The sequence below is a fragment of the Kiloniella sp. genome, from assembly GCF_048270245.1.
Classification (GTDB): domain Bacteria; phylum Pseudomonadota; class Alphaproteobacteria; order Kiloniellales; family Kiloniellaceae; genus Kiloniella.
On record NZ_JBLWTH010000003.1, the window covers coordinates 370,508 to 395,091 of the forward strand.

Sequence of the window (24,584 nt, forward strand, 5' to 3'; positions counted from 1 at the left end):
AGGATCCTTAAATAAATATAACAGTGTTAAGAGCTTGGGTAAGGGATTTGGGCTGTTCTATGTATCTGGAATAATAATAAGCGTATTCATACCAGATACCTGCGATGAAATGGCCTTTCATAGATACCCACATAACTTTGGGTAAAGCAAAGCCATCAACCCATTCTTCGTGTCGTAAATCTGTGCCTTCCCAACATAAAAAGGCATCTCTGATTTTAGGATCTGTTCGGCGCCACATTTCTAACGCAGGGTTGTTACCAGCTATGCCCGGTATTTTGGGCTCACTCCAATATTCATTCGGCCATTCCGGATGACGGGTTTGATGAAACTTAATATTACTTATGGTCCATTTTGGGATAGGCACTACTTGAGGCCTTGCTGTATGAACAGGTGCCGTAATATCCTTGTCAGCATAAAAAAAAGTAAAGTGCCGGGGGACACGATCAGTATCGACCCTTGTTGGGCCTCTCTTCAACGCAAGAACAGATGATCTATCTGCACTCTCCATATAGATTGTCTGGCCATGGATACCTGTTATCTGCGTATCAGAGAGATGTATGTATGTATGATCACCAGAAACAATGTCACCAGCTTTGTCTCTTATTGGGACCTTTGTCTTATTCCCTGGGAATAAAGAATTAAGCCAAAAGCTTGAGTAAAGAGTCTCGTCATACTCTCCCTCTTCAGGTTTTTTACCAACATCATTATGAAAAATCCATTTTGGTGGACTTTTTTCATCGAGGGGAAACAACCACTGTTTCTGCGGATTTGTGTCATCAAACCCGTCATAGCTCTCGTAAAAATGATCTCTTATTGGAAAATATGTACGTTCTAAATGTGCCGACCATGAACTGTTAAACCATCCCCCGGTTAGGATAAATCTATTGGGCAACTGTCCGGCACCGGTATTTTGGGGCCAGAACCTCAGGGCATCACAGACACAGTCATCAATTCTACGCCAGAGACCATAAGATTGAGAGGGATTATTTGAGAGTTGTTCTTGGTTCCAAAGTTGAGCCGAATGTATATAATCCAGTTGCCAACCTAGCCCCCGCTCTGTGTCAGTGTTTCGATTAAAATCTTTATAATATTCTATTTCCCCAACTTCGACGAGGACAGGACACCCGAGACCATCGTGTTCATAATCAAACCGTAACCACTCGCCCTCTGCTGGAACAAATTCGCCTGCCATCCGGTCAACAAAGCGTACCCGTTCTCCGGTTGTTTTGTTGACCAAGGCTTCGTTCTCAGGGTCAAAAGCCCACCAGCCAATAATATCAATCATTTACAACACCCTGCTTTTGAGTTCACATTTACACAAATTCTAAATTTAAGGTTGTATATTTTAATGCTGAAAACTCTCAGATAAACCATCAGTCGAAAAATATCTCTAGACTTAGATAGCGGTTAGAAAAACTCGCATCAAACAGGCTTTGTCAAGGGAATCATATGGGACACACCGATCATTACTTCGAGTACCAGTGTAGCGGCCACCTCGGTATCAAGTGCCTCTTTGCTCTTGGCTAACAAAAACCCGATAACAAACCCCATTGCCATTGCTTTACCTGTTCGATCCAGGCCGTGGCGTTCAGCGATATCATTTATCTGCAAACGATAGTTTGGGCAGGCATTTGGTGACCATTCATGCGGATAATGTTCTTGTGAAATTGACAAGGGAGGAAACGGGCTACCGCCAACAGCAGCGGCGACCCTTTTGGCAACATCCGCTGGATCAGGTAAATTCGCTTCAACTTTTTGGTTATGCAGCACAATACGAATTAAGGTCCAGATCGTTTTATCAGAAGATGTTGGCGCGTCATAAATTAGTTGCGCAGCCTTCTCACTCATCACCCAACCTTTGTCAGGGATATCATCTTCAGCCGCCAAAAGCGCGCTCTCCCCGGCAAGGGCCGCAGCAGCCCCCAATATTGTTTCAGTATGCACCCCACTTGAACTGCTATATCCCTGCATCAACAGTTTCAATATTTCCGCTCCGGCAGCGGACTCTGCAGCACTAGACATCTAAATCAAACCCCATTTACTTATTTGCACTCACAAAAGAACGTGTTGGTACAAATTTTATCAAACTATCCTGTGATAAATATTACAGAATTCCTGTATATAATCTTTTATATCAAGAGGTCGTTCCTGGGAACGCTTTCCACTTTTCATCCTTGAAAACAGTAGTCTTCAGGTTTTCAACGATACGACCTTTTGTTTCTTCCGGTGCAATAACCGCAAGCAACCAAGGAATATCACCACTGGCCCAGTCTTGTGGAGCCAGACGAAAAACAGGAAAACCAGCTTCTTTCTGTGCGCTTAGCTTATTATCAACATCATCAGAAACATGCGCCCAAAGAGCAACGCCAATAGGCACCGTTTCACCATCCAGCTCTTTTTTCTTGCCACGAATCATTTGATATTGTTTTGAGAATATCGCCGGAATGACCAACCACTCCAGATCAAACAAGCTACAATGCCGATAGTAAGGCGACCGCATCATAACAGCCACAATTTCACCAAAAACCTGGCTTGGGTCCTGATCAGAAGAAGTTTTGGCCCTTGTTTCGTTTACAGCATCAAGATGACTTGATGGTTGCGTAGGCTCTGCATTTAGCGTAGTAGCGCTTTCGTTGAGATCATCAGGGCCTGAATCCTGTCGGGTCTCTGATAAATTTCTTTCCGGCATGATACCCCCTCAGCCGTATATTATAATTTAGTTTGGCAACTAATAAAAAACACCGTGCCACAACCTATAATTACATTGCAAGTAATTCTTAATCATGAAATTTAAAATATAAAAAAACCTCATAAATACTTAAAATAAATATTAAATAACCATAAAATACCCTTGATAAAAAATGCATAAATCAAAGAAATTAACACCCCCAAAAGGGGCAACCATCCCTTACACTGTTCAGTGTAGTCGATGACAAAAGCTCAGTGTAGTCGATGACAAAAGCGGCGTTTGTACTGCGTTTATGGAGAAAACGCGGAAGCAACATTACTCTTCTTATATAATGCTATGGCTAAAAAGATCATACGCCGTTCCGGGGAATACCAAGAAAAGCACAGAATGGATTACTTAAACCCTTTGCATCTGCTGATGTAATTTTTTTCCAGAAATAACCTTTCAAGATAGCTATCCCTGGAATTAGATGCCATTCTCCAATCAGTTGAAGTAAGAGGGAAAATTTCAGAACAACTTGGAAAACCCCTAACAGAACTATCTCCAGAAGATAGGAACTTTATATGTGATCTGCTAAACGAGGCTCTGGATAAGAAAATAATCCGGAGAACAATTAAAGATCATCTTCATGTCGATCATCCCCAGTAAGATAAAGAGCCAATTCTAGCAGTCCACCTTTCAATGGCTCATCTCTTATTATCCGTCGCTTAATGTGACTGCACCGCGCACTTAGACTTTGATCGTGCATGGCTTTATTCCTTTCCGTTACTCCAACTAAAGAGGGGTCAATAGATTTGTCAAAGTCACAATTTGTGAGTTGTAACTGGTCTAGGTGACACGAAACTCAAAAAAAGGAATAATATTTCAATTATCACCCCTCTATTCTACTCCATTCAGTTAGCGTTAACGCCAAAACTCCACACCTATGGCACGCACTTTATCGATAGTTTTCATCATATTAACGAGGAAATATTTTTAATGGGGTTACTAATGAAAAAGTAATTACTCGCAGTTGCTATTTTTGCGTTACCGAGAGCTTCGGCCTTTGCAAGCTGCTCAAAATATATTGGTTCTGGAACTTGCACCAAAGACTCAAACGGCAGCAGGTCAGTCACAAACCAAATTTAAACGGAGGCTAAACACCAATTGTGCTAAATTTGTGCTTAGCCGTGACCTGCCCCGTCTCCCAGACTTAGGGTTTTTTGATGTTGTTATCCTCAGAACTTTGATATCCTTCAACAACATCGAAGAAGCCAAGCAACTCACTATACCTTATCTTTCTATCCACTTTTACACCTGACTGGGTATTAATTCGGTATTCCCAAAACTTCACTTGAGGGTTCTTTGTGTGGTATTGGTCAAGGGCTTTAAAATTCTCTCGAGTAAGGTTGAAGACAAAATGCTCAGTATGGGAGCAACTATATACTGAACAATCAACATCAGAACCAATTCGGTCGCCACTGACATACTGGATTTCGTCCGAGTAGAAATTTGCCCCAACAGGGAATAACCACTTGTCAGATTTGGTTATGGTGTAGACTTGATAGCTTATTAGTACCTCACTATCCTTCTTACCTTTATGAGCTCGTAAAAATACTTTTCCCTCAAGTCCCTCATCTGGATCACAATTTGAGCTATCGAACTCCACTACAACGGACAGGTGATCGTCAACTATTTTTGTACAACGACCGATTTCTTCTCGAGTCCAGTTACCCAACCTATATTCGCCATCCTGAGTACTATTGGGTAACACCCATCCACGATCTTCAAGGCAGTTCAAAAAAACTGTATTCGTTGCGCTACCTCCAATATTACCAAAAATAATTGATTTGCCATATTTGCGAGCCTTGGCTTTACATTCTGCGGCGGCTACTTGACGATCCATATCCACATTTTGCCCTGCCTTTGGGATTAAATTACGCTCAAGGTAATCATAGTTACCTACTGTGGCCTGACAACCGGCTAAGAATATGGCCATTGAGGCTGTAATATTAATTTTAATACTCACGCGAATACTCCCTATAGTTTTTCTATGGCCTATGAAAAGTGATCTGTAAAAATTAGAAATCATTAACGGTACATTATGGTCGAGACCATTGGCCTCGCAGCCCATTAAGATGACAGAGAAGGCCGTTGATATGTTTTGTGGGTAAAGGAAAAGGAGAGGATGTTTACGACTTGTGTGGCCCACTTAAAGCGTAAATAACCGACTATTTCTTCGTCGTAGAGACGTTTGGGGACATCAGTCAGTTTAAAAATGCCGCAGTCGATGATCTTAGATTTTTGTTTAATGGTAGAATCTGTGTAATCAGGTATTGCGATTACAGCTATTCCAACAGCAAATAATATTCGCCTAAACATTAACCCCCTCCGTGAAATACACGCAATCAGTGCGCCCACTGTTGCTTGGTATTCCTAGACCTTGGTGATCGGGGAGTTAGTAAACCGTCTATAGGCGGTCCTTGTGCCTTTAGTCCGAGAACCTGTTGTATAGCAACAAGCTCCCCGACCCTAAGAGAATCAAGGATGTTGGTGCTATTAATGGTTAACACCAACCACTATAGAAGGGGTTACTACGCCCCAGAACCATGCGTCTTGGTTCCGCCGACTACGATAAAGAGGTTTGTGGAAAGTTAAAAGTAAAATATGACACACCTTAAAGTAGAAGGTGTTGTGCAATAATATTCATAACTTCATGTGTTTTTTTAGTTGGCTTTCAAAGGGACTCATCTATTGTATTCGAAAATTTAAATGAATATGGCAGGGATAGTATGTCGGATTTACAAAAGCTTTTAACGAAGTATCGTGAAGCTGCACAAGGTGAGCGCGAAAAAGGCACTTATTTTGAAAATTTGATACAGGATTATCTGACTAACGATCCTACATGGGCATCCCAATTTGATAAAGTCTGGACCTTTGCTGATTGGGCCAAAGAGCATGAGCTAAATGCAAATGATACAGGTATCGACCTTGTTGCGCGCCAATCTATTGATGGAACCTTCTGTGCTATTCAATGTAAATTCTATGCAGAAGACAAAATCATACAGAAGGGTGATATTGACAGCTTCTTTAGTGCTTCATCTACATCACACTTTACCCGCCGTCTTTTCGTAGACAGTACCCGCAAGGAGTGGGGCAAAAATGCGTTAGCGACGATGGATGATCAAGCTATTGAAACCACTCGTGTCAGATTAGATGATCTTGAAAGAAGCCCCATTGATTGGAGTATCTATGCTGTAAACCGCGAAATTAAGCTCGCTGCAAAGAAAGAATTGCGTCCCCACCAAGCCAAAGCTCTAGAAAAAGTAGAAGAAGGCTTTAAAACGGCAAAACGTGGCAAGCTGATTATGGCCTGTGGAACAGGTAAGACTTTTACTAGCTTAAAGATCGCAGAGAACCAGTTTGGCAAGGGTAAACGTATTCTTTATCTCGTGCCATCCTTGGCGTTAATGAGTCAGACAGTTGGCGAATGGTCTATCGATACCCAAACTCCTTTGCTTTCATTCGCCGCTTGTTCTGATGTGCAAGTTGGCAAACGCAAGGCAAGTGATGATATTGCCCAAGTAAATGTTCATGATCTCGCCTACCCCGCGACTACAGACGCAAAGAAACTTGCCGAAAAAATTGAAAGCCAACATAGCGACGAACGCATGACCGTGGTTTTCTCTACCTACCAATCCATTAGTGTGATTTCGGCAGCACAATTTAAATATGGTATGGAGGAATTTGACCTCATTGTCTGTGATGAAGCTCACCGTACAACAGGCGTTACTCTAGAGGGGGAAGATGAATCCAATTTTGTCAAAGTTCACAACCAAGAGCATATAAAAGGCAAAAAACGTCTTTATATGACCGCGACACCACGTATCTATAGTGATGCTGTGCAAACCAAAGCCAATGAATTTTCCGCAGAGCTTTGCTCTATGGATGATCCTGCATATTTTGGTGAAACCTTCCACGAGATCAGCTTTTCATGGGCCGTGCAAAATAACCTTCTGACTGATTACAAAGTTATTGTATTGGCAGTAGATGAAGGTGTTATCAGCAGCAGTGTTCAGCGTCGGTTAACAGACGAAGACTCCCAATTACTCTTAGATGATGCAGCAAAAATCATTGGTTGTTATCGTGCCTTGGCAAAGCACGGCTTGAAAGAAGATTTGATCAATGATGCAGATCCTATGCGACGTGCCGTAGCATTTTGCAAAGACATCAAATCATCCAAGCTTGTAAAAACCGAATTTAAACAAGTTGTTGATGAATATCTGGAGAGTGTGGGTGAAGAGAGTGGCGAAATGCTATCTTGTGAGATTGATCATGTAGATGGCACTTATAAGTCTAAAGAACGTCAAGCTCTTCTTGGTTGGTTGAGTGGTGGAGACAACCCACATCATTGTCGTATATTAAGTAATGCTCGTTGCTTATCCGAAGGTGTGGATGTTCCCAGCCTTGATGCCATTTTGTTCATGCATCCCCGCAAAAGCCAAGTAGATGTGGTGCAATCTGTTGGGCGTGTGATGCGCCGTGCACCGGGGAAGAACATGGGTTATGTTATCTTGCCTGTTGGTGTTCCTGCCAATATGAGTGCAGATGAAGCCCTCAATAATAATGATAAATATAAAGTTGTTTGGCAGATATTAAACGCTCTTCGTGCCCATGATGATCGCTTTGATAGCCATATTAACAAAGCTGGTCTTGGCGTCGATGTTTCTGATCATATCGAAGTTGTTGCGGTCACAAATACATTACCCGAAAAAACCAAAGCTGAAAGCACAGGTGCGAATTTAGGCAGTGGCAGCAGCGGTGATGGTCAAGATCGTGAAGGTGACAACACTCTATCTACCCCAACCCAAGAAAGCTTCATCTTTGATGAGTTCTCCAAAGCCATCATGGCGCGGATCGTTAAGAAATGTGGTACTAGGGATTATTGGGAAGATTGGGCCACTGACATTGCCAAAATAGCTCAAACTCATGTCACTCGCATCAAGTCGGTGGTCACTATTGAAGGCAGTAAAGAACAAGAAATATTCCAAAGCTTCCTAAAAGAAATACAAGACGACATTAACAGCAGCGTTTCGGAAGATGATGCCATAGAAATGCTGGCCCAACATATCATCACCAAACCTGTTTTTGATGCCCTATTTGAAGGCTACAGCTTCACAGAGAAAAACTCCGTGTCCGTTGCCCTACAAAAAATTTTAGATGAATTGGAAGATCAAAACCTGGACAAAGAAAGCGAAAGCCTACAGAAATTTTATAATTCTGTAAGAATGCGGGCAGAAGGCATCGACAGCGCGTCCGCGAAACAAAAAATAGTAGTGGAACTTTACGATAAATTTTTCCGAAACGCTTTCCCAAAAATGACGCAAAAGCTGGGAATTGTTTATACCCCTGTGGAAGTCGTGGATTTCATCATCCATTCCATCAATGATATCTTGCTAGATGAGTTCGGACAGACCCTTGGCAGCAAGGGGGTTCACATTCTTGATCCCTTCACTGGCACAGGCACCTTCATCACCAGATTATTACAATCTGGCCTTATAAAACCGGAGGAGCTGGAACATAAATATCAAAACGAAATTCATGCAAATGAAATCGTTTTACTGGCTTATTACATTGCCGCCATCAATATAGAACAGGTCTATCATGAACTCCGCACTGAACAAGGGCATGAAGATTACGAACGCTATCGTAAGATCACCCTTTGCGACACCTTCCGTTTGGATGAAAAAGACCTGATTAAGGATACGCTGGAAGAAAACAGTGAAAATCGTAAATTCCTACGGGACCTAGATGTGCGAGTCATCATGAGCAACCCACCTTACTCAGCAGGACAAACATCTGCTAATGATAACGCTGAGAATGTATCCTACCCTTTAGTAGATGAGCGCATTGCAGAAACCTATGTAGCAAATTCCAGTGCAACACTAAAAAATGCCCTCTATGACAGTTATATCCGTGCGATCCGTTGGGGTAGCGATAAGATTGGAGAAAGCGGCATTATGGGATATGTCAGCAACGCTGGTTGGGTTGAAGGTAATGCCACCGATGGCCTCCGTAAATGTTTAAGTGAAGAACATAGCAATCTTTATGTATTCCATCTACGGGGGAACCAACGCACACAAGGGGAGCAATCGCGAAGAGAAGGTGGCAAGATATTTGGTTCTGGTAGCCGCTCTCCAATCGCCATTACCCTATTCGTTAAAAATCCGAATGCTAAAAAACAGGGACAAATCCATTACCATGATATTGGCGACTATTTAACTCAACAAGAAAAGCTGGATATTATCAAGACGTTTAAATCCGTTAACGGTATAACAGAGCGTGATGGCTGGAAAACCATAACGCCTGACAAGCATCATGATTGGCTTAATCAGCGCGACGACAGCTTTGATAATCATATAGAGCTGGGTAACAATAAAAAACAAACTGCACGCACTGTTTTCAAAAAATATTACAACGGATTAAAAACTGGGCGTGATGCTTGGTGTTACAATCAATCTCGGAAAGAGCTAGAGAATAATGTCTCTTCGATGATCGTTTTTTATAACAATGAGGTTGAGAAATATAAAACCGTTTCACAACGTGATGATGCCTTGAAAGCCGCGAGTGTTGACGACACGAAAATAAGTTGGAATAGGTCTTTAAAAAATGATTTTAAAAAGCAGAAAAAGCATACGTTTGATTCGAAATATGTGAAACGTGGAATGTATAGACCCTTTTTGAGAAGCTGGTCGTATACACATAAACCGCTGAATGATCTAACTTCAATCATGTATGATGCCAACCCACATCGAGATTGTCTGAACCGTTTTATTTCTATGTCTGGGATTGGATCGAATAAAGGTTTCTCAGTCTTTATGTCAAATGATACTCCAGATGTTCAATTATTATTTAACGGTCAATGTTTCCCATTAAAACTCTATGATAAAGTAGAAGAAAGCGAAGGGTTATTTTCGGGGCAACAAACCGAAGTTGAATATGAAGAGAAGGACAGCATCACAGATGACGGGTTAGCTCATTTCACCAGCTTCTATCCGGGTGAAGAAATCAGCAAGGATGACCTGTTCTATTATATCTATGGCTTGTTACATAGCGAAGATTACCGTACTCGCTTTGCCGATAATCTTTCCAAACAATTACCCCGCATCCCACGCGTGAAAACAGCAGAAGATTTCTGGGCTTTTTCAAAAGCCGGACGGGCCTTGGGTGATTTGCATGTGAATTATGAAACAGTAGAGCCTTATCCTGTCAATTATGCGGATGGTGGTTTGCTTCATGGTGAATTCACAGCAGAAGATTATCGCGTGGTAAAAATGAAATTTGGCAAAGGCAAGACTGCCAAAGAAAAAGACAAAACCACAGTCATCTACAATAAAAAAATCACCATGACAGGTATTCCGTTGGAAGCTTATGACTATATCGTCAACGGTAAATCCGCCCTTGAATGGGTCATGGAACGCCAAGTGGTCAAAACCGATAAAGCCAGCGGTATCGTCAACGACGCTAATGATTACGCCATAGAAACCATGGGCGATCCAGCCTACCCTTTAAAACTCTTCCAACGGGTCATCACTGTTTCCCTCGAAACTATAAAGATTGTTAATGGCTTACCAAAGTTGGATATTGAGGTGGTAGAATGAAAACCAAAATAATCGTGGCCGCATTGAGTTTTATCATTATAACAGTTGTTGTGTACATTTTTTGGGATTTTTTGAAAAAGCATCCCGAAGTTTATCTAAGTGGTATTGGTGTCTTCGGAATTGGGGTGATTTCAAATATTTTTTCATTCTTATTTACAAAAGACGCTTATGACTATGCTTTACAAGCTAAAAAGGCTTTTTTGACAGCCAAAGGCCAAGCTTTAGTTCCATACATTGACCGGGCTCTCAATGAGTTACGCAGTGATAATAAACAAAAAACTGAAACTATTTATGGAAAAGTAGATGACTGTCTGTCAGATTTCTTAGCTAATTCCCCTAACGCACATGAGGTTTATCCACTTGTTCAAGAGCTGCAAAAAAAAGTAGGCACTGTATTAAGCCATTGTAAAATCGAGATTCCTCGCAAAAAAGAAATTGAAGATATAAGTGATTTAAAACATGGGATAAAAGCAGAAATGCAAGAGGTATCATCCATATTAAAAAATGCTAAAATATAGGTAAGAAAATGAATATTGATGACGAAATTGAAAAGCTAAAATTTCAAGTTGAAATGTTGGGCCAAGCGGTAGATTTTGAAAAGTTCCCTATTACAAGTTTGGTTTTTGAATTTGGGTGGAATAAAGATCAACTTGATGCTGTTTATAATTGTTTTGAAGAAGCTGAGAATCTTCTTGATGATGATTCTGATAGTTTTAATCATGCTTGGTTTGAACAACTCTTCCATAAAAGTGTTGGTGTTGGTTATCAGGGCTTAAAAGCCATAGTTTTATCTTTTTACCGTGAACAACGTTATATGAACGTATGTGTCGCCTACGTTAAATCTATGGGCGAGAGGGTTTCGGTTGAGTACCATAGAATCCAGCAAGATATCGCAGCACAGGAAGAAAAATAGACGAAAGCTAGCGTCTGAAATAAAGTGTAGAAGTTCGGACTTTATCTGACAGTTGTCCGTTTTACTGAAATGGCCTGCTAGTTAAGATTTACACAGTTATAAATTATTTCAAATAGCCATAATAGTTAGAAGTTTATGAGTGGTTGATATATACCATTTTTTTCCTTCGCGGCTTGGAATGCCTCTTTGGTTTAACTTTATCGTAATATCTCGGATGGAGGTATAGCCTTCTGCTTTAATTCCATTGATGATGCTACTCATATTCTCTGCGAAGGTATGAGCGTCTGACTTGTTTTTTTGTGCGAGAACTTTTCCATTTTTACCAAGTTCTGTACCGCGAGCTTTGGCAGCAGCAAGGGCCGCTTTAGTACGTTGACTAATTCTCCTACCTTCTTCTTCCGCCATAGCTGCATAAACGTGCAGGATAAAGCGATCAGCAGTAGGCATATCAACAGCTATGAAATCCACATTGCTTTCCATCAAGCCGGATATGAAATGTACATTACGGGCGAGGCGATCTAATTTCGCGATAACCAGCTTTGCTTTCATCCGCTTGGCTTGAATGATTGCTTCAGCTAACTTGGGTCGCGATTTCTTCTTACCGCTTTCCACCTCGGTGTAATCCCCAACAATCTGCCACCCTTTCGATTGTGTGAATTCTTCTACCGCCTTTTGTTGGGCCTCTAGCCCCAAACCGGATTTCCCCTGCTTGTCAGTAGAAACTCGATAATAGGCGATGCAGTTAATTGCAATGTCCTCAGTCATGATCAAATACCCGATAAATTTGCAATCAACTGCAAATGAATTGCTGTGGTGATTTCATTCTGTATATGGGTAAAGGGTGGTTTATGTATGAACATTGTCTAAAACTCCTATATTTAAACAGAAAATTGCAATTAACTGCAAAAATACTTAGCTTCTCCCTCCGATTAGCTCCATCCGTACTTCGTTTAATAACGGTATTGATTGGTTCATCAATTCTAAGCCTTCTAAGGCCATTTTAGGATTGATCCCGCCCCCTAAAGTATCACCCAAACGACGTAATTCCTGGCCTGTCCTCCAACACAGGCGATTAATTAGTAAGCCACTTTCTACTCGGAAAGTGATCTTTCCAACTGTTCTGGACCACGCATGCTTTGGGATATCACAACTCAACAGGAAGGCACGCATTTCTGGAGATCGTCGTATAAATTCACGAAAGCAAGAGTTTCCGTCTCTTGTATGTAAATCAAAAACATAAGAGGGGATTTCATTTACAAAACAAATTGGGGGGAGCTCATCGTCTTTTACGTATTGTTCCTGCTTGTAACTGGCTTCATAGAGTACAGGGAAAAAAGCAGGTAAAACTTCACCAGTTTTTTTTGCTCCAATTCGAGCGATTTCAACATTGGTTGGGGACAGCCCATGATCAATCATGCAATCAAATAATGCAGTTGGATCGCCAGTAACCTCTGGAATATTTTCACCAACCACTCTATTAGAACCAAAACTCATCCAGACGGCTAACGCTTTTAAATCAATTCGATCTGTTTCGAAGATTAAATTCAGGCGTTCTTGAAAGGACAGTTCAGCAATTCTCCAACGGTGATCCTCTAGTTCTGGATCATACATAAGCTGGTCAACGAGATCATCCGGGCTTCTATCTTTGCTGCTTTCACACATTCGGCTTATCAAGTGGGTGGCGACTTTCCAGTCTCCCCCCAATTCGGCACGAAATTTTTTTGCATCCACACAAAGAGACACATGCCCTAACAAGGTAGGATCTGCGATAGTAATATCTTCAAACGCAGTTACTCCCAACCTCCTCCACAATGCGGTAGGATTGATTTTAAGGAGTGCTGACGCCGCTCTAAGGGCTACAGCACAATCACCCCGCCTAATAGCCTTCTGCATTGCTGACATGGCATTATATGGATTTGTGCTATAGGGAGTGAAAGGGAAGCTTGCTTTATCTTGTTCTACTAAGCTGCGTAGATCGTTTTTCAAGCCATCAAGAATAAGTTGGTACATCTAGTCCTCCATAAAGTTCAGGAAGACTTATGTCCCGTTACGTACGTTACCTTTTGTCTACTTTATAACAATAAAAAAGCGAACTATATTAAAAAGTTAAATTTACAGAATAAGAACCAACGAAACTTAATACCATCTTCATCTACCGGAAATAAAAGAGAGGCCTCGGGATCATCTTAAAATGGATAGATATGATTACCTGCTTACCTGAAATAGACCGTGTCATCAGATATCATTTACGTGTACATCAAGCAATTTTCTACAATAGAGGTACAAAACAAATTTTGTATAGAATTTGCAATTAACTGCAAAGCTTTACTCTTCAGTAATCACACCAGAAGAATACAGGTAAGTATTCCACATTTCCCATAATTTTTCTGGCCGCCACGTATTAGATTTTGCGGTGTCTATAGCCTCACTACACTTTGCTCGAACATCTTCAGGTAATAATGCTAAAGAAGCATCGATGCCTATTATACGACAACTGTTTAGGAAAAGCTCCCAAACCCAGCTCTCTATTCCATCAGGCACTTTAGAGGGGTTAATAATCGAGAATTTTTTGAATGGATTTTGAATAGTCGGTAACTTGGAAAACTTCCCTCCGTCATGAGTATACTCTACTCGAGTAAGGTGTGTACCATTGTATAGAGGCCGTTTTTCACAATCCGTCAATTGCTGTAACTTATTATACACTTTTTTAGTACTGCTTTTCTTTGAGGGCTTGTCCAAGTAAATAGTTTCAACTTCCCCGGTTAAACCAAAAAAATTTACTGTCTTACCTTTGCCTTGCCCACTAAGAATGAGATTATTCGTAGATACATTTATCATATCCACAGCAATGTCCATTCGAGTTACACGCCCTTCATCAAGAAGGTGCTTATACGTATAATTTCCGACAGTCAGTTCCATTTTTAACATTTCTTTGAAACGCCCCATACCATCAGCTTTTAATTTATCGGGGTTCATTTCGAAACGCATATAATTTTCTTTGATATTTTTGGGATCTGCTTGAATTAACACCGCTTCACTTGTTACTCGATCCAACCATTGCATTGCATATTTATATCTAGAACCTTTAGTATAAACACTCTTAAAACCAACCTCTTTTTTTGGAAGGTCCATAATTTGCTCATTAATAGCTTTGCGATCATCCTCCCCATTTATAGGCAGGGTTATCGAGATCTTATCTATAATTGGGTATAGTACATTAATGTATTTCCCATCATCCTGCTTATAACCATAGGCCCTTGCACTTAATTGCAATGAATATTTTTCGGCCTTGTTAGATAGGGAATTTGGATTATCGCCAAAAAAATAAAAATTAACAGGCATAATCTTTTACTATTATATACATAGCATAGCTGGCCCTTAATGTAAAGAAAAATGAGGACATAAATAGCGCGAACTTTCGAAAAAAACGTAATGAAATAAGTAAGATACCTTAGAGCATTTAATGAGAAGAACTCTAGTTTATAGATCACACCTCAGCATAAAATTATACTTATCATCTTATTTTATATATAGATGTGATAAATCCAAATCAGGGTAATTAACCTTCTCAATCCACTTCCTTAGATGGTCTGGCCATTCATGCTCACCATAATTATCACTAACCGTTTTCTTCTTATCCCAAGCCCCAAGAGCTTGAAGTACCCAATCGGGTGCATCCGCATGTCGTAAAGCATTTCTAAAGTTATGGCGAAAACTATAAAATGACTGCCTATCTTTACCCGTGATGGTATTTTTCAAGAAACTATCCGAGAACCAATCCGAAAGATCCTTACTATAATAACCTCTTTTATCTACATTTAACTCAGGAAACAAACGAGTTTCCCCCTTATTTATCAAGTCTTCTACATATTCCAAAAATCCAAATTTTATTAACTCTGGATGGACAGGTGGTGTTCTAGTACTAGTAATCGTTTTGAGTTTTTTCCCATCCTTACCTGCTGTAATAGAAAAATAATATGTTCCCGCTTTGGTTCGCTTCACATCAGTTAGTAATAGTGAACAAAATTCATTTGGCCGCAAGCCACTAAACAAGAAAATCAATGGTCCCCAGTATCTAGCCTTTTTGATAACTTTCGTGCCCGGCTTAGAGAACCCCATAAAATCATCCTTGCATCCCGTATAAATGGGGGCTGTAAATATTTGTTGTAGCTGCTCTGATGTAAAAGATTTACGTTTTTCACTGTCAGGTATTTTCTCGGCTAAGGGCATAAGATCTAAAGATGGGTCTGTGAGTAGTAATGATTTCTTCACCGCAAGCTTAATGATATTTTTAAAAGTACGAAAATATGCAGTTTGAGTATCATACGCCATAGTTGGCTTCCCCTGATCCTCAGCCAAAGATATCGCATCATCAAGAGGCATATCTCCGTAAATTTTTGTTTTATTTTTAGGGATACAATTCATTTTATCCCGAAACACTATACACACATCATGATTTATTGAAGACACAAGTGTTTCAGGACTAATTATCTGCAGTATTAACTTTATCTCACTAGCAATTTTCTCTGGCGCTCTATCAGATTTTCCTTTGGATATTTTTGAGTATTCTTGTTTGTATTCTTCCGTAAGTTCACCAAAAGTAACTGGTAATGCAACAGGCTTCTCTGGGTCAAATAAATGATCGAAATGACTATTTGTATAATCATTATCAAGCATTGCCTGATATCTGCGATGCAATTCAATCAAACCGCGCTGAATTAATGAAGAAAACTGAGAATAACTATAATTTTCTTCCATTATTTCAGTTTTACTGGAACCGAGAAGCTTTTTTGCTATCAAGCCAATACTTTGGTCCTTTCGTGGATCTTCGAATGACTTAAGGATAGTTAAGCTAGAAACATTTTCTTTACGTAGTTCGTCAAGGAGATCATCATCTGGCTTTGTAGTTTCGAAATCCTTCTTCCACTCATCCCCTCTTCTTTTAATATACTCCTGCACTAATGCAGTAGCTAACTCAGAAGAAAGTGTTGAATATGTTTTTTTAAAACTTGAACTTTCTCGAAATTTGTTAAAGGCCGCATCCCAATATAGAGCCCGTTCATTACGTCTCTTTTTTGCTTCAATATAATTTGTGGTTTTGAGACTCTCTTTTATTTCTTTTTTGCCCTCTAATATATCCATAGCAAAAAGATCAGAGGGAACCCTGCGACGAAAGTAATACACACTCCCGCGTTTGAACAATTCTGGAATTTTCGGCACGTTTTCCATCCCTTATGTGTACCATACCTGTGTACCAACAAACAAGATTAAGTCACTGAGGAATAAAGGATATAAGGATATAAATACTTTAAGAGTAAAATGGTGGGCCCGGCAGGACTTGAACCTGCGACATCTCCGTTATGAGCGGAGGGTTCTAACCAACTGAACTACAGGCCCACTTGAGCGCCTAATGTTGCTCAGGCGCTCGGAATCTTCAAGTGTTAAATGTTCGATTCTGTAACAGAATTATAAAAATTTTCGACTTGATTAATTTACCCGCCAAATATTGAGCTAATAACAGGTGATAAATATCACGCTTTGCATCATAGACACCTATAAACAAAATGGTACACGCCGTGTATCAGGCGTAGGAAAGTCGTGCGGCACAGTAAGAGACTGATTTACTAACGGGATCAACCCGCATCAGGTCTTCGCCAACTAAAACGGGGCCGTCGAATGACTTCTGAACTTCGGCAAGCAGGTCATCGCGGTTGCTGTTTGGTGGAACGATATGGGTCAAGAGCAGACAGCCAACGCCAGCTTCACTAGCCACCTTTCCGACTTCATCTGATAGTGTGTGATAGCCAGCAACGGCCGCGATAGTCTCAGCGGAACGTACGCCTTCAACCACATGCATTTCCCGATGGACAAAGACTTCATGCACCAAGAGATCAACGCCTTTAGCTGCCTTAATCAGGGCCGGGCAATAGGTAGTATCGCCAGACAGGGCGATCTTGGTTGCCCCCCTTCCCTTACCCGCTCCACTTTCTTTCGGTGCAGCAAAGACAAAGCCAAAAGCGGGATCAATAGGTTGATGATCCACAGCGACAACATCAACGGTGACTTCCCCGAATTGGAGGCGTTCGCCCGCTTTGATTTCGGTAATATCCAACTCCAGCGCCGCCGTTGATGGGCGTTTTTCGTGCTTAATGCGCAGGTCCAGTTCTTCTTTCCAGACTGCCATCAGACCCTCAACAAACTTGCGCGTTCCCGTGGGGCCATAGATCCGTTGTGGTGTTGTCCGGCCCTGATGCCAGGCAGAGACGATAACTTGATAGATATCAATCACATGATCAGAATGCAGGTGCGTGAGCAAAATGGCATCCAGCTTGGCCCCGGACGATCCTGTGCCAACAAGACGTTGCGTCACGCCGGAACCACAATCAATCAGGATTTCGGTGGTTCCATCGGCACTGGTATGGCGAATCAGTTGTCCTGCCCCATAGCGTTCCGTATGTACCGCCGGACAGCCCGTCCCCAAAAGTGTGATATCCATCTTTACCTCTCTATTGTTCGCCCCGTTATTACCGGCTTTTCATCCCGTTTGAATACAGGCTTTGCCGTGTACTTCTGTAACGCTGTTCTATGATTTAGTTACATGGGCTTAGTTACATGACGGAGAACTTTGTGCAAAACAAGTATCAAATGAAACGACTATAGTCGTTATTTTACCGGATAGATCAACTTGAAACGTTCCAGCACCAATAGGGTATCTTTGCTGAAACTGTTCCCTGTTGCCTCTGCACGGCGAGTGAAAAACTCCTGATGTGCACACTGCCATTCCGCAAAGGTTCCCTCACCTTCTGCCAGTGCAAATTCCTCTGAAACATCACAGAACGCAGCCAGAGATACAGACGTCATTTGAATCAAACAACGAGGCATTCCTGCAAAATCAGTCAGGATGTGATAACTCCCCTGCTTGGGTGGGTCTTCGTTATCGTACTCATAGTCAAACAGCGCGCCACAGGTCGCTGTTTTCTTTCCTTCGAAAACCAAGGCTAACAGATCATCTGCCAACTCTGCACTATCGCCAAAGAACCACGATGAAAAAGAGGCGCTCCGGTCTTCTGTTGGGATATAGTCCCAACAGCTTTTCCAGAACGCCTCTCGTTTTTCATCTGATCCCCGAAGTGGATTTTCAGCCATCATCAGATCCCAGTAATATCTTTACGCCTTTATCAGGTATCCAGGAAACTACGCAGTTTGCGCGAGCGACTTGGATGCTTGAGCTTACGCAGTGCTTTCGCTTCGATCTGACGAATACGCTCACGTGTTACCGAGAACTGCTGCCCTACTTCTTCCAGCGTATGGTCGGTGTTCATACCGATACCAAAACGCATACGAAGCACACGCTCTTCACGCGGGGTCAAGCTAGCGAGAACTCGGGTTGTGGTTTCGCGTAGGTTCGACTGAATCGCAGAATCAAGTGGAATAACAGCGTTTTTATCTTCGATGAAATCACCTAGATGACTGTCTTCCTCGTCCCCGATTGGGGTTTCAAGCGAAATAGGCTCTTTGGCAATTTTCAGAACCTTGCGCACTTTTTCAAGTGGCATGCCCAGACGTTCTGCCAATTCTTCCGGCTGTGGCTCGCGGCCAATTTCATGAAGCATCTGACGACTGGTACGAACCAGCTTATTGATGGTTTCAATCATATGAACCGGAATACGGATTGTCCGGGCCTGATCCGCGATAGAGCGGGTAATAGCCTGACGGATCCACCACGTCGCATAGGTCGAGAACTTGTAACCGCGACGGTATTCAAACTTGTCCACCGCCTTCATCAAACCAATATTACCTTCCTGAATAAGATCCAGGAATTGAAGGCCACGGTTCGTGTACTTCTTGGCAATAGAGATCACAAGACGCAGGTTGGCTTCGACCATTTCGGTCTTCGCACGGCTGGCTTCTTTTTCACTGGTCTGCACGACTTTAACAGTCTTGCGGAATTCAGGAATTGGCAAACCAACATCATCGGCAACCTTGGAAATGCTACCTCGAATTTTGGTGATATCCTCCGCATAACGGTCTGCGAATTTATCCCAGCCCTTGCCTTTGTAACTTTTAATTTCTTCGAGCCAGTTCGGGTGAAGCTCACTACCGAAATAGGTATCGAGGAATTCCTGACGCGCCACACCAGACTTTTCAGCCAGACGCAGAAGCTTACCTTCTTGAGACATCAGGTTTTTGTTTAAGCCGTAAAGCTGATCCATAAGCTGTTCAAGACGGTTAGAGTTAAAGTGAACTCCTTCCATAAGCTCGATCATTTCCTGCTTCATCTTGCCGTATTTTTTCTCTACAGCATCCGGGACCTTGTCACCGGCAAGCAAGGATGTCAGGCGTTTTTCCTGAACTTTACTCAGCTTCTGTTGATGTCCTGCAATGTTTTCGAGCATTTCGAGAACCTGTGGCAGCAAAGCTTCTTCCATGGCAGCAAGAGACATGTTGTTCTCTTCGCCGTCATCGTCGTCGTCATCGCCACTTTCAGCAGACGCTTCCTCACCTTCAGCAGGTGCTGGCTTGTCTTCATCATCGTCGTCAGCAACTTTTTCACCAGGCTGGCTGACGATTTCATCTTCGACATCTGTCTTTTCGCCTGCGCCGGATTCTTCAAACGCAATATCATCGTCGTTTGGCCCGCCGCCATAAGTAGCGTCTAGATCAATAATATCTCTGAGCAGAAGATCGCCTTGGATCAGGCCTTCGCGCCAGTGAAGCAATGACCGAATTGTCAGCGGGCTTTCGCAAATACCGCCGATCATTTTATCTCGGCCAGCTTCGATACGCTTCGCAATCGCGATCTCGCCTTCGCGAGACAGCAATTCAACTGTGCCCATTTCACGCAGATACATGCGGACAGGATCATCGGTACGTCCGGCGTCCTCTTCCTTTACGTTACCGACAACAACTTCATCGGGTTTCGCTTCTTCGTCTACGGCGTCGTCTGATTCTTCGTTTTCGACGACATTAATACCCATCTCGGAAAGAAGGGCCATAATGTCTTCGATCTGCTCGGATGACATCTCATCAGATGGCAAAACCTTGTTGAGTTCGTCATAAGTGACGTAGCCAACTTCTTTTGCCTTCGCGATCATCTTTTTGACAGTCGCGGATGTAATATCCATTAGAGGTCCGTCGGAAGTTTCTTCCCGATTTTCCGTGCTTTTTTCAGCGGTTTCGGTCGCCTTGGTCGCCATATAACCTTGTACCCCAAATAGCAATTTAGCACGCTAGCCGATTCTATTAATTAGCCAACGTGCTCTCTCGTAACGCTTAGTGACTGTCTTCATAGGCATCCGGGTCATAACTATCCAAATCAATAGCTATACCGGATGTCTCTTGCCGGAGTTGCTTGTGCGCCTCTAGCTGAGTCAATCCCGTTTCGTCCATATTCGCCGCAAATTCGCGGCTGTGAACACCTTTTTCCTGTTCTGCCTGTTTCTCGCGGAACATAGCCGCTATATGCGTCACACCGTGCTCAGCTGCATAGCTGTCCGTTGCCGGTCGCGCAAATTTTCCGTGATCCATAACAGCAGGACTCAAGAGTTCATCCATTAGTCGAGAATATCCCTTATCGCAGAGTTGGCATTTAAGTGCCTCTCTGTCAAGATCTGGGTCTCGAACAATAACATCCACGAGTTCTTGTAACACCCTGTTATATGCTTCGCTTGGAAGCCTCAAACTCGCCAGATCCTCTAGCTGTTTGGACAAAACGTTCGGGTGATTGATCAACGTCGCCAGTAAAACCTGTTCCTGTCGCTGCGCTAATTTTCTCGCGGGTAAATTCGGTCGGGGGATACGCGGGTCCAATTCAAACGAATCCTTCTTCCCCCACTGGCCCTTGCGATTCTGCTTGCGTCCGGCCTGTTTTTTATAGGGCTTGTTATACCCTTGGTAGTTATTTCCGCCATAACCGCCGCCCCCTTGATTAAAGCCCTGATTATACCCCTGGACCGCAGGCTGCGCGGAACTTTTATTCGTTACACCTGTCAGCTCATCAAATCGCCGGAACATTTCTTTTTGATATTCGAACTTCAGGTCCTTATCGGTGATCACACTGAACTGCCTGCGCAGCTCGGCTTTTAAGGCGGCGCGCCGTTCAGGTGTTTCAATATCTACACCCATGGTGGTTTTTCGCCACAGCATTTCTGACAGCGGCTTTGCGGTACGTAGAACTTCCCGCATCTGTGCGGGGCCTTGTGTCTGGATAAGGCTGTCCGGGTCCTCCCCTTCGGGTAAGGTCGCAAAGCTGAGGGATTTTCCCGGCTGGATAATGGGCAAAGCACGCTCCACAACCCGGTTCGCCGCTCGAATACCGGCAGTATCACCATCGAGACACAACACAGGTTCCGGCACCATGCGCCAAAGTTCCTGTATCTGATCTTCGGTTACCGCCGTTCCCAAGGGCGCAACTGCTGATGGGAAACCAGCTTGCGACAGGGCAATAACATCCATGTACCCCTCGGTCACAATAACCTCGCCCAAATCATGAGCGGCTTGCCGTGCGCTTGCCAGATTGTAAAGGATCTTGCCTTTATGAAAAAGAATCGTATCCGGTGAGTTCAGATATTTGGCTTTGCTGTCCCCCAAGGCACGCCCACCAAAAGCAATGATCCTTCCCCGGCGGTCTGTAATCGGAAACATCAGGCGGTGAATGAAGTAATCCCAATATTCATTTCCATCAGTACGTCGATCTTCATCACTGTGTTTGATCACACCGACATCAACCAACTGTTCGTCATCAATCCCGCGCGCGTTCATTGCCTTGCGGATCAAGCCGCGTTGATTGGGGGAATAACCAAGGCGGAAACGACTGACGGTTTCCGGCCTTAAACCGCGACGATTAACATAATCACGTGCTTCTTTACCTGCATCACCTGCCAGTTGCTCTTCGAACCACTTGGCGACTTCTTCCATCACATCGTAAAGACTGGCACGCTTTTTCGATCTCTCAGCCTCTTCCTTCGTGGCTTTCGGCACCTGCAAACCAGCCTGTTCAGCAAGGCGTTCAACAGATTCCGGAAAAGAAAGGCCCTCTGTCTCGGTAACAAAGGTAATGACGTCCCCATGAGCACCACAGCCGAAGCAATGATAAAAACCTTTATCATCATTTACCGTAAATGAGGGACTTTTTTCATTATGGAACGGGCAGAGACCACTGAATTCCCGACCGCGTTTGGTAAGTTTTACCTTACGCCCGACCACACCGGAAACCGGCACACGTGCGCGCAGTTCGTCTAAAAACTCAGGCGTGAATGACATTGAAGGGCGTGTTCCCAAACCAACATGTACCTTGATCTGAAAGATAGCTTATCACAGCAGTGAAAAAGAAAACAGAACCCATAGGCATCCCATGAGTTCTGTTTACATATAATCAGCTTTTGGCAGATTTAAACCAGTTTGGTTTTTACAACACCGCTGGCTTTGCCAAAATCCATTTTTCCCGCATACTTAGATTTAAGCGCGCCCATGACTTTTCCCATATCTTTAATGGAATCCGCCCCAAGCTCAGCAATAAGATTTTCGACAATCTTTTCTATTTCTTCAGAAGACATCTGCTTCGGAAGAAATTTTTCGATAATCTCAATCTCACTCTGTTCGCGCTCTGCGAGTTCTGTACGACCAGCTTTCTCGTACATTTCGATCGAATCTCTTCTTTGGCGAATCATTTTCTGGAGCATTTCCAGAACCGCTTCCTCGCCGATAGGATCACTCCCCTCGCCACGCGCCGCGATATCGCGGTCTTTTAAAGCAGCTAAAATAAGCCTAAGCGTTGATATCGCTTGCTTATCTTTGTTGCGCATAGCTTCTTTGAGAGCATCATTCAAGCTGTTACGTAGCATCATTTGCCCCGAACAAGTTTAGAAAGGACCAGAACCTACTCTAAAAAGAAAGAAATGGCAAAGTTTTAAAAACTTTATAAGCCATTGTTATTAAACAATATTTTCTTTCGTGTTTTTCTTGACCTAAAAGCCACTTATGCTTATACAAAGGCCTCAGCTATTAAATCGCTGACGATCACGTCTGCCTAAAGGACGCCTCATCCATGAGTATTATGACATCAAAAGAAACCTCCGTCTCCCAGACAGGGGTTGTTGATTCTGCCTGCAAACAACCTGCGGGAGCAACCGCGGTCCTCGTTCTTGCCAACGGGCAAGTCTTTTGGGGAAGAGGGTTGGGCGCAGAAGGTGAAGCCGTTGCAGAAGTTTGCTTCAACACCTCTATGACCGGGTATCAGGAAATCCTGACCGACCCTTCGTATGCTGGACAGATCATTACCTTTACCTTCCCGCATATCGGGAATGTTGGAACTAATGACGAAGACATCGAAACAATTACACCGTCTTCACGCGGCGCCATTCTCCGAATGGATATCACGCAGCCTTCTAACTGGCGCGCGACCCGTGATCTTGATGCGTGGCTAAAATCTCACAACCTCAGTGCGATCACAGGTGTTGATACCCGTGTCCTGACCCGTCTTATCCGTGACAATGGCGCGCCGAACGGCTGCATAGCCTATCACGCTGATGGCAAATTTGATCTGGAAGCATTGCGCAAGAAAGCCGCTGACTTCCCCGGCCTAAACGGTATGGATCTCGCCAAAGAAGTTACCTGTGCTCAGACAGCAAACTGGAATGAAAAGCGCTGGACTCTTGAAGAGGGCTACCAGAACGAAGACAATCCCGAGTTTCATGTTGTCGCTGTAGACTTTGGTGCCAAACGTAATATCCTGCGCTCTCTCAGCTCCCAAGGCTGCCGCGTAACCGTTGTTCCAGCAGATGCTACTGCAGATGAAATTCTAGCTCATAAGCCAGATGGCGTCTTCCTATCCAATGGACCGGGCGACCCTGCGGCAACAGGTGTATACGCCATTCCAATGGTAAAGGCACTTCTTGACCAGAAAGACTTGCCAATCTTTGGTATCTGTCTTGGTCACCAGATCCTTGCACTTGCCCTTGGCGCTGACACCAAGAAAATGCATCTTGGCCACCGTGGCGCAAACCATCCGGTCAAAGATTTCACAACGAACAAGGTCGAAATCACCAGTCAGAACCATGGTTTTATGGTGGACAAAGACAGCCTGCCGGAAAATGTTGAAGAGACACATATCTCGCTTTTCGACAATACCAACCAAGGTATTCGTCTGAAAGATCGCCCGGTGTTCTCTGTGCAATACCACCCAGAGGCTTCGCCCGGACCACAGGATAGTCAATACCTGTTCAAGCGGTTCCGCGACCTTATGGCTGAGCGCCGAAAATAATTTGCAATGGCGGCGCTTTCAACAGCAGCCGCCATTGTTTTAACAAGACAGCTGAACAGCTCAAAGCCCAGCACAAGGCAA

General features: G+C 43.2%; 18 protein-coding genes and 1 tRNA gene. 4 read left to right on the forward strand and 15 right to left on the reverse strand.

What is annotated here, in order from left to right:
• Positions 1-7: 7 nt before the first annotated feature.
• From ACN0W5_RS09420 to ACN0W5_RS09440, 5 genes are all read right to left on the reverse strand, one after another.
• Complete coding sequence (locus ACN0W5_RS09420) at positions 8-1,285, reverse strand: hypothetical protein (protein ID WP_417453882.1); 1,278 nt, start codon at positions 1,283-1,285, stop codon at positions 8-10.
• A gap of 137 nt (positions 1,286-1,422) precedes the next feature.
• Positions 1,423-2,022: a hypothetical protein gene (locus tag ACN0W5_RS09425; RefSeq protein WP_417453883.1), complete on the reverse strand. Its 600-nt coding sequence runs from the start codon at positions 2,020-2,022 to the stop codon at positions 1,423-1,425.
• A gap of 112 nt (positions 2,023-2,134) precedes the next feature.
• On the reverse strand, positions 2,135-2,689 hold the full coding sequence (locus ACN0W5_RS09430; protein WP_417453884.1) for a toxin-activating lysine-acyltransferase: 555 nt from the start codon (positions 2,687-2,689) through the stop codon (positions 2,135-2,137).
• 613 nt (positions 2,690-3,302) lie between these two features.
• Complete coding sequence (locus tag ACN0W5_RS09435) at positions 3,303-3,437, reverse strand: hypothetical protein (protein ID WP_417453885.1); 135 nt, start codon at positions 3,435-3,437, stop codon at positions 3,303-3,305.
• Positions 3,438-3,881: 444 nt separating this feature from the next.
• Positions 3,882-4,697 carry a hypothetical protein gene (locus ACN0W5_RS09440; protein WP_417453886.1) on the reverse strand — a complete coding sequence of 272 codons (816 nt, stop codon included), beginning with the start codon at positions 4,695-4,697 and terminating at the stop codon, positions 3,882-3,884.
• 763 nt (positions 4,698-5,460) lie between these two features.
• Here ACN0W5_RS09440 and ACN0W5_RS09445 point away from each other — a divergent pair.
• Genes ACN0W5_RS09445 through ACN0W5_RS09455 form a run of 3 tightly spaced genes read left to right on the forward strand, consistent with a single transcriptional unit; the run spans position 5,461 to position 11,242 of the window.
• On the forward strand, positions 5,461-10,329 hold the full coding sequence (locus tag ACN0W5_RS09445) for a DEAD/DEAH box helicase (protein WP_417453887.1): 4,869 nt from the start codon (positions 5,461-5,463) through the stop codon (positions 10,327-10,329).
• Entirely contained in the window at positions 10,326-10,847 is a 522-nt protein-coding gene (locus ACN0W5_RS09450) for a hypothetical protein (protein ID WP_417453888.1), read from the forward strand. Before ACN0W5_RS09445 ends, ACN0W5_RS09450 begins: the two co-directional genes overlap by 4 nt.
• 8 nt (positions 10,848-10,855) lie before the next feature.
• Positions 10,856-11,242, forward strand: coding sequence for a hypothetical protein (locus ACN0W5_RS09455; protein ID WP_417453889.1), 387 nt, complete (start codon positions 10,856-10,858; stop codon positions 11,240-11,242).
• A gap of 108 nt (positions 11,243-11,350) precedes the next feature.
• On the opposite strand, the gene ACN0W5_RS09460 is transcribed toward ACN0W5_RS09455, so the two are convergent.
• The 10 genes from ACN0W5_RS09460 to ACN0W5_RS09505 form a co-directional block, all read right to left on the reverse strand.
• Positions 11,351-12,007: a recombinase family protein gene (locus tag ACN0W5_RS09460; protein WP_417453890.1), complete on the reverse strand. Its 657-nt coding sequence runs from the start codon at positions 12,005-12,007 to the stop codon at positions 11,351-11,353.
• A gap of 147 nt (positions 12,008-12,154) precedes the next feature.
• The gene (locus ACN0W5_RS09465) at positions 12,155-13,252 is read right to left on the reverse strand and encodes a hypothetical protein (RefSeq protein WP_417453891.1); all 1,098 of its coding nucleotides are present in this window, start codon (positions 13,250-13,252) and stop codon (positions 12,155-12,157) included.
• A 315-nt stretch (positions 13,253-13,567) separates the two neighbouring features.
• Positions 13,568-14,584, reverse strand: a complete 1,017-nt coding sequence (locus ACN0W5_RS09470) for a hypothetical protein (protein ID WP_417453892.1) — start codon at positions 14,582-14,584, stop codon at positions 13,568-13,570.
• Positions 14,585-14,761: 177 nt separating this feature from the next.
• Entirely contained in the window at positions 14,762-16,462 is a 1,701-nt protein-coding gene (locus tag ACN0W5_RS09475; protein ID WP_417453893.1) for a DUF6538 domain-containing protein, read from the reverse strand.
• A gap of 100 nt (positions 16,463-16,562) precedes the next feature.
• Positions 16,563-16,639 (reverse strand) — tRNA-Ile (locus ACN0W5_RS09480).
• 184 nt (positions 16,640-16,823) lie between these two features.
• Positions 16,824-17,738 (reverse strand): MBL fold metallo-hydrolase, encoded by a 915-nt coding sequence (locus ACN0W5_RS09485; protein ID WP_417453894.1) that lies wholly within the window; start codon positions 17,736-17,738, stop codon positions 16,824-16,826.
• A gap of 167 nt (positions 17,739-17,905) precedes the next feature.
• Complete coding sequence (locus ACN0W5_RS09490; RefSeq protein WP_417453895.1) at positions 17,906-18,388, reverse strand: ASCH domain-containing protein; 483 nt, start codon at positions 18,386-18,388, stop codon at positions 17,906-17,908.
• Between the two features lie 32 nt (positions 18,389-18,420).
• The gene (gene rpoD, locus ACN0W5_RS09495) at positions 18,421-20,439 is read right to left on the reverse strand and encodes an RNA polymerase sigma factor RpoD (protein ID WP_417453896.1); all 2,019 of its coding nucleotides are present in this window, start codon (positions 20,437-20,439) and stop codon (positions 18,421-18,423) included.
• Between the two features lie 76 nt (positions 20,440-20,515).
• Positions 20,516-22,504 (reverse strand): DNA primase, encoded by a 1,989-nt coding sequence (dnaG, locus tag ACN0W5_RS09500; protein ID WP_417453897.1) that lies wholly within the window; start codon positions 22,502-22,504, stop codon positions 20,516-20,518.
• Positions 22,505-22,632: 128 nt separating this feature from the next.
• Positions 22,633-23,085 (reverse strand): GatB/YqeY domain-containing protein, encoded by a 453-nt coding sequence (locus tag ACN0W5_RS09505; RefSeq protein WP_417454032.1) that lies wholly within the window; start codon positions 23,083-23,085, stop codon positions 22,633-22,635.
• 212 nt (positions 23,086-23,297) lie between these two features.
• Here ACN0W5_RS09505 and carA point away from each other — a divergent pair, with 212 nt between their 5' ends.
• Positions 23,298-24,503, forward strand: coding sequence for a glutamine-hydrolyzing carbamoyl-phosphate synthase small subunit (gene carA / locus ACN0W5_RS09510; protein WP_299380914.1), 1,206 nt, complete (start codon positions 23,298-23,300; stop codon positions 24,501-24,503).
• Positions 24,504-24,584: the final 81 nt, after the last annotated feature.

Coding starts and splice junctions, on each gene's coding strand:
- ACN0W5_RS09450 (WP_417453888.1), top strand. CDS start 10,326: ATGAAAACCAAAATAATCGTGGCCGCATTGAGTTTTATCATTATAACA.
- ACN0W5_RS09420 (WP_417453882.1), bottom strand. CDS start 1,285: ATGATTGATATTATTGGCTGGTGGGCTTTTGACCCTGAGAACGAAGCC.
- ACN0W5_RS09485 (WP_417453894.1), bottom strand. CDS start 17,738: ATGGATATCACACTTTTGGGGACGGGCTGTCCGGCGGTACATACGGAA.
- ACN0W5_RS09455 (WP_417453889.1), top strand. CDS start 10,856: ATGAATATTGATGACGAAATTGAAAAGCTAAAATTTCAAGTTGAAATG.
- carA (WP_299380914.1), top strand. CDS start 23,298: ATGACATCAAAAGAAACCTCCGTCTCCCAGACAGGGGTTGTTGATTCT.
- rpoD (WP_417453896.1), bottom strand. CDS start 20,439: ATGGCGACCAAGGCGACCGAAACCGCTGAAAAAAGCACGGAAAATCGG.
- ACN0W5_RS09460 (WP_417453890.1), bottom strand. CDS start 12,007: ATGACTGAGGACATTGCAATTAACTGCATCGCCTATTATCGAGTTTCT.
- dnaG (WP_417453897.1), bottom strand. CDS start 22,504: ATGTCATTCACGCCTGAGTTTTTAGACGAACTGCGCGCACGTGTGCCG.
- ACN0W5_RS09445 (WP_417453887.1), top strand. CDS start 5,461: ATGTCGGATTTACAAAAGCTTTTAACGAAGTATCGTGAAGCTGCACAA.
- ACN0W5_RS09470 (WP_417453892.1), bottom strand. CDS start 14,584: ATGCCTGTTAATTTTTATTTTTTTGGCGATAATCCAAATTCCCTATCT.
- ACN0W5_RS09430 (WP_417453884.1), bottom strand. CDS start 2,689: ATGCCGGAAAGAAATTTATCAGAGACCCGACAGGATTCAGGCCCTGAT.
- ACN0W5_RS09505 (WP_417454032.1), bottom strand. CDS start 23,085: ATGCTACGTAACAGCTTGAATGATGCTCTCAAAGAAGCTATGCGCAAC.
- ACN0W5_RS09425 (WP_417453883.1), bottom strand. CDS start 2,022: ATGTCTAGTGCTGCAGAGTCCGCTGCCGGAGCGGAAATATTGAAACTG.
- ACN0W5_RS09465 (WP_417453891.1), bottom strand. CDS start 13,252: ATGTACCAACTTATTCTTGATGGCTTGAAAAACGATCTACGCAGCTTA.
- ACN0W5_RS09435 (WP_417453885.1), bottom strand. CDS start 3,437: ATGCACGATCAAAGTCTAAGTGCGCGGTGCAGTCACATTAAGCGACGG.
- ACN0W5_RS09490 (WP_417453895.1), bottom strand. CDS start 18,388: ATGGCTGAAAATCCACTTCGGGGATCAGATGAAAAACGAGAGGCGTTC.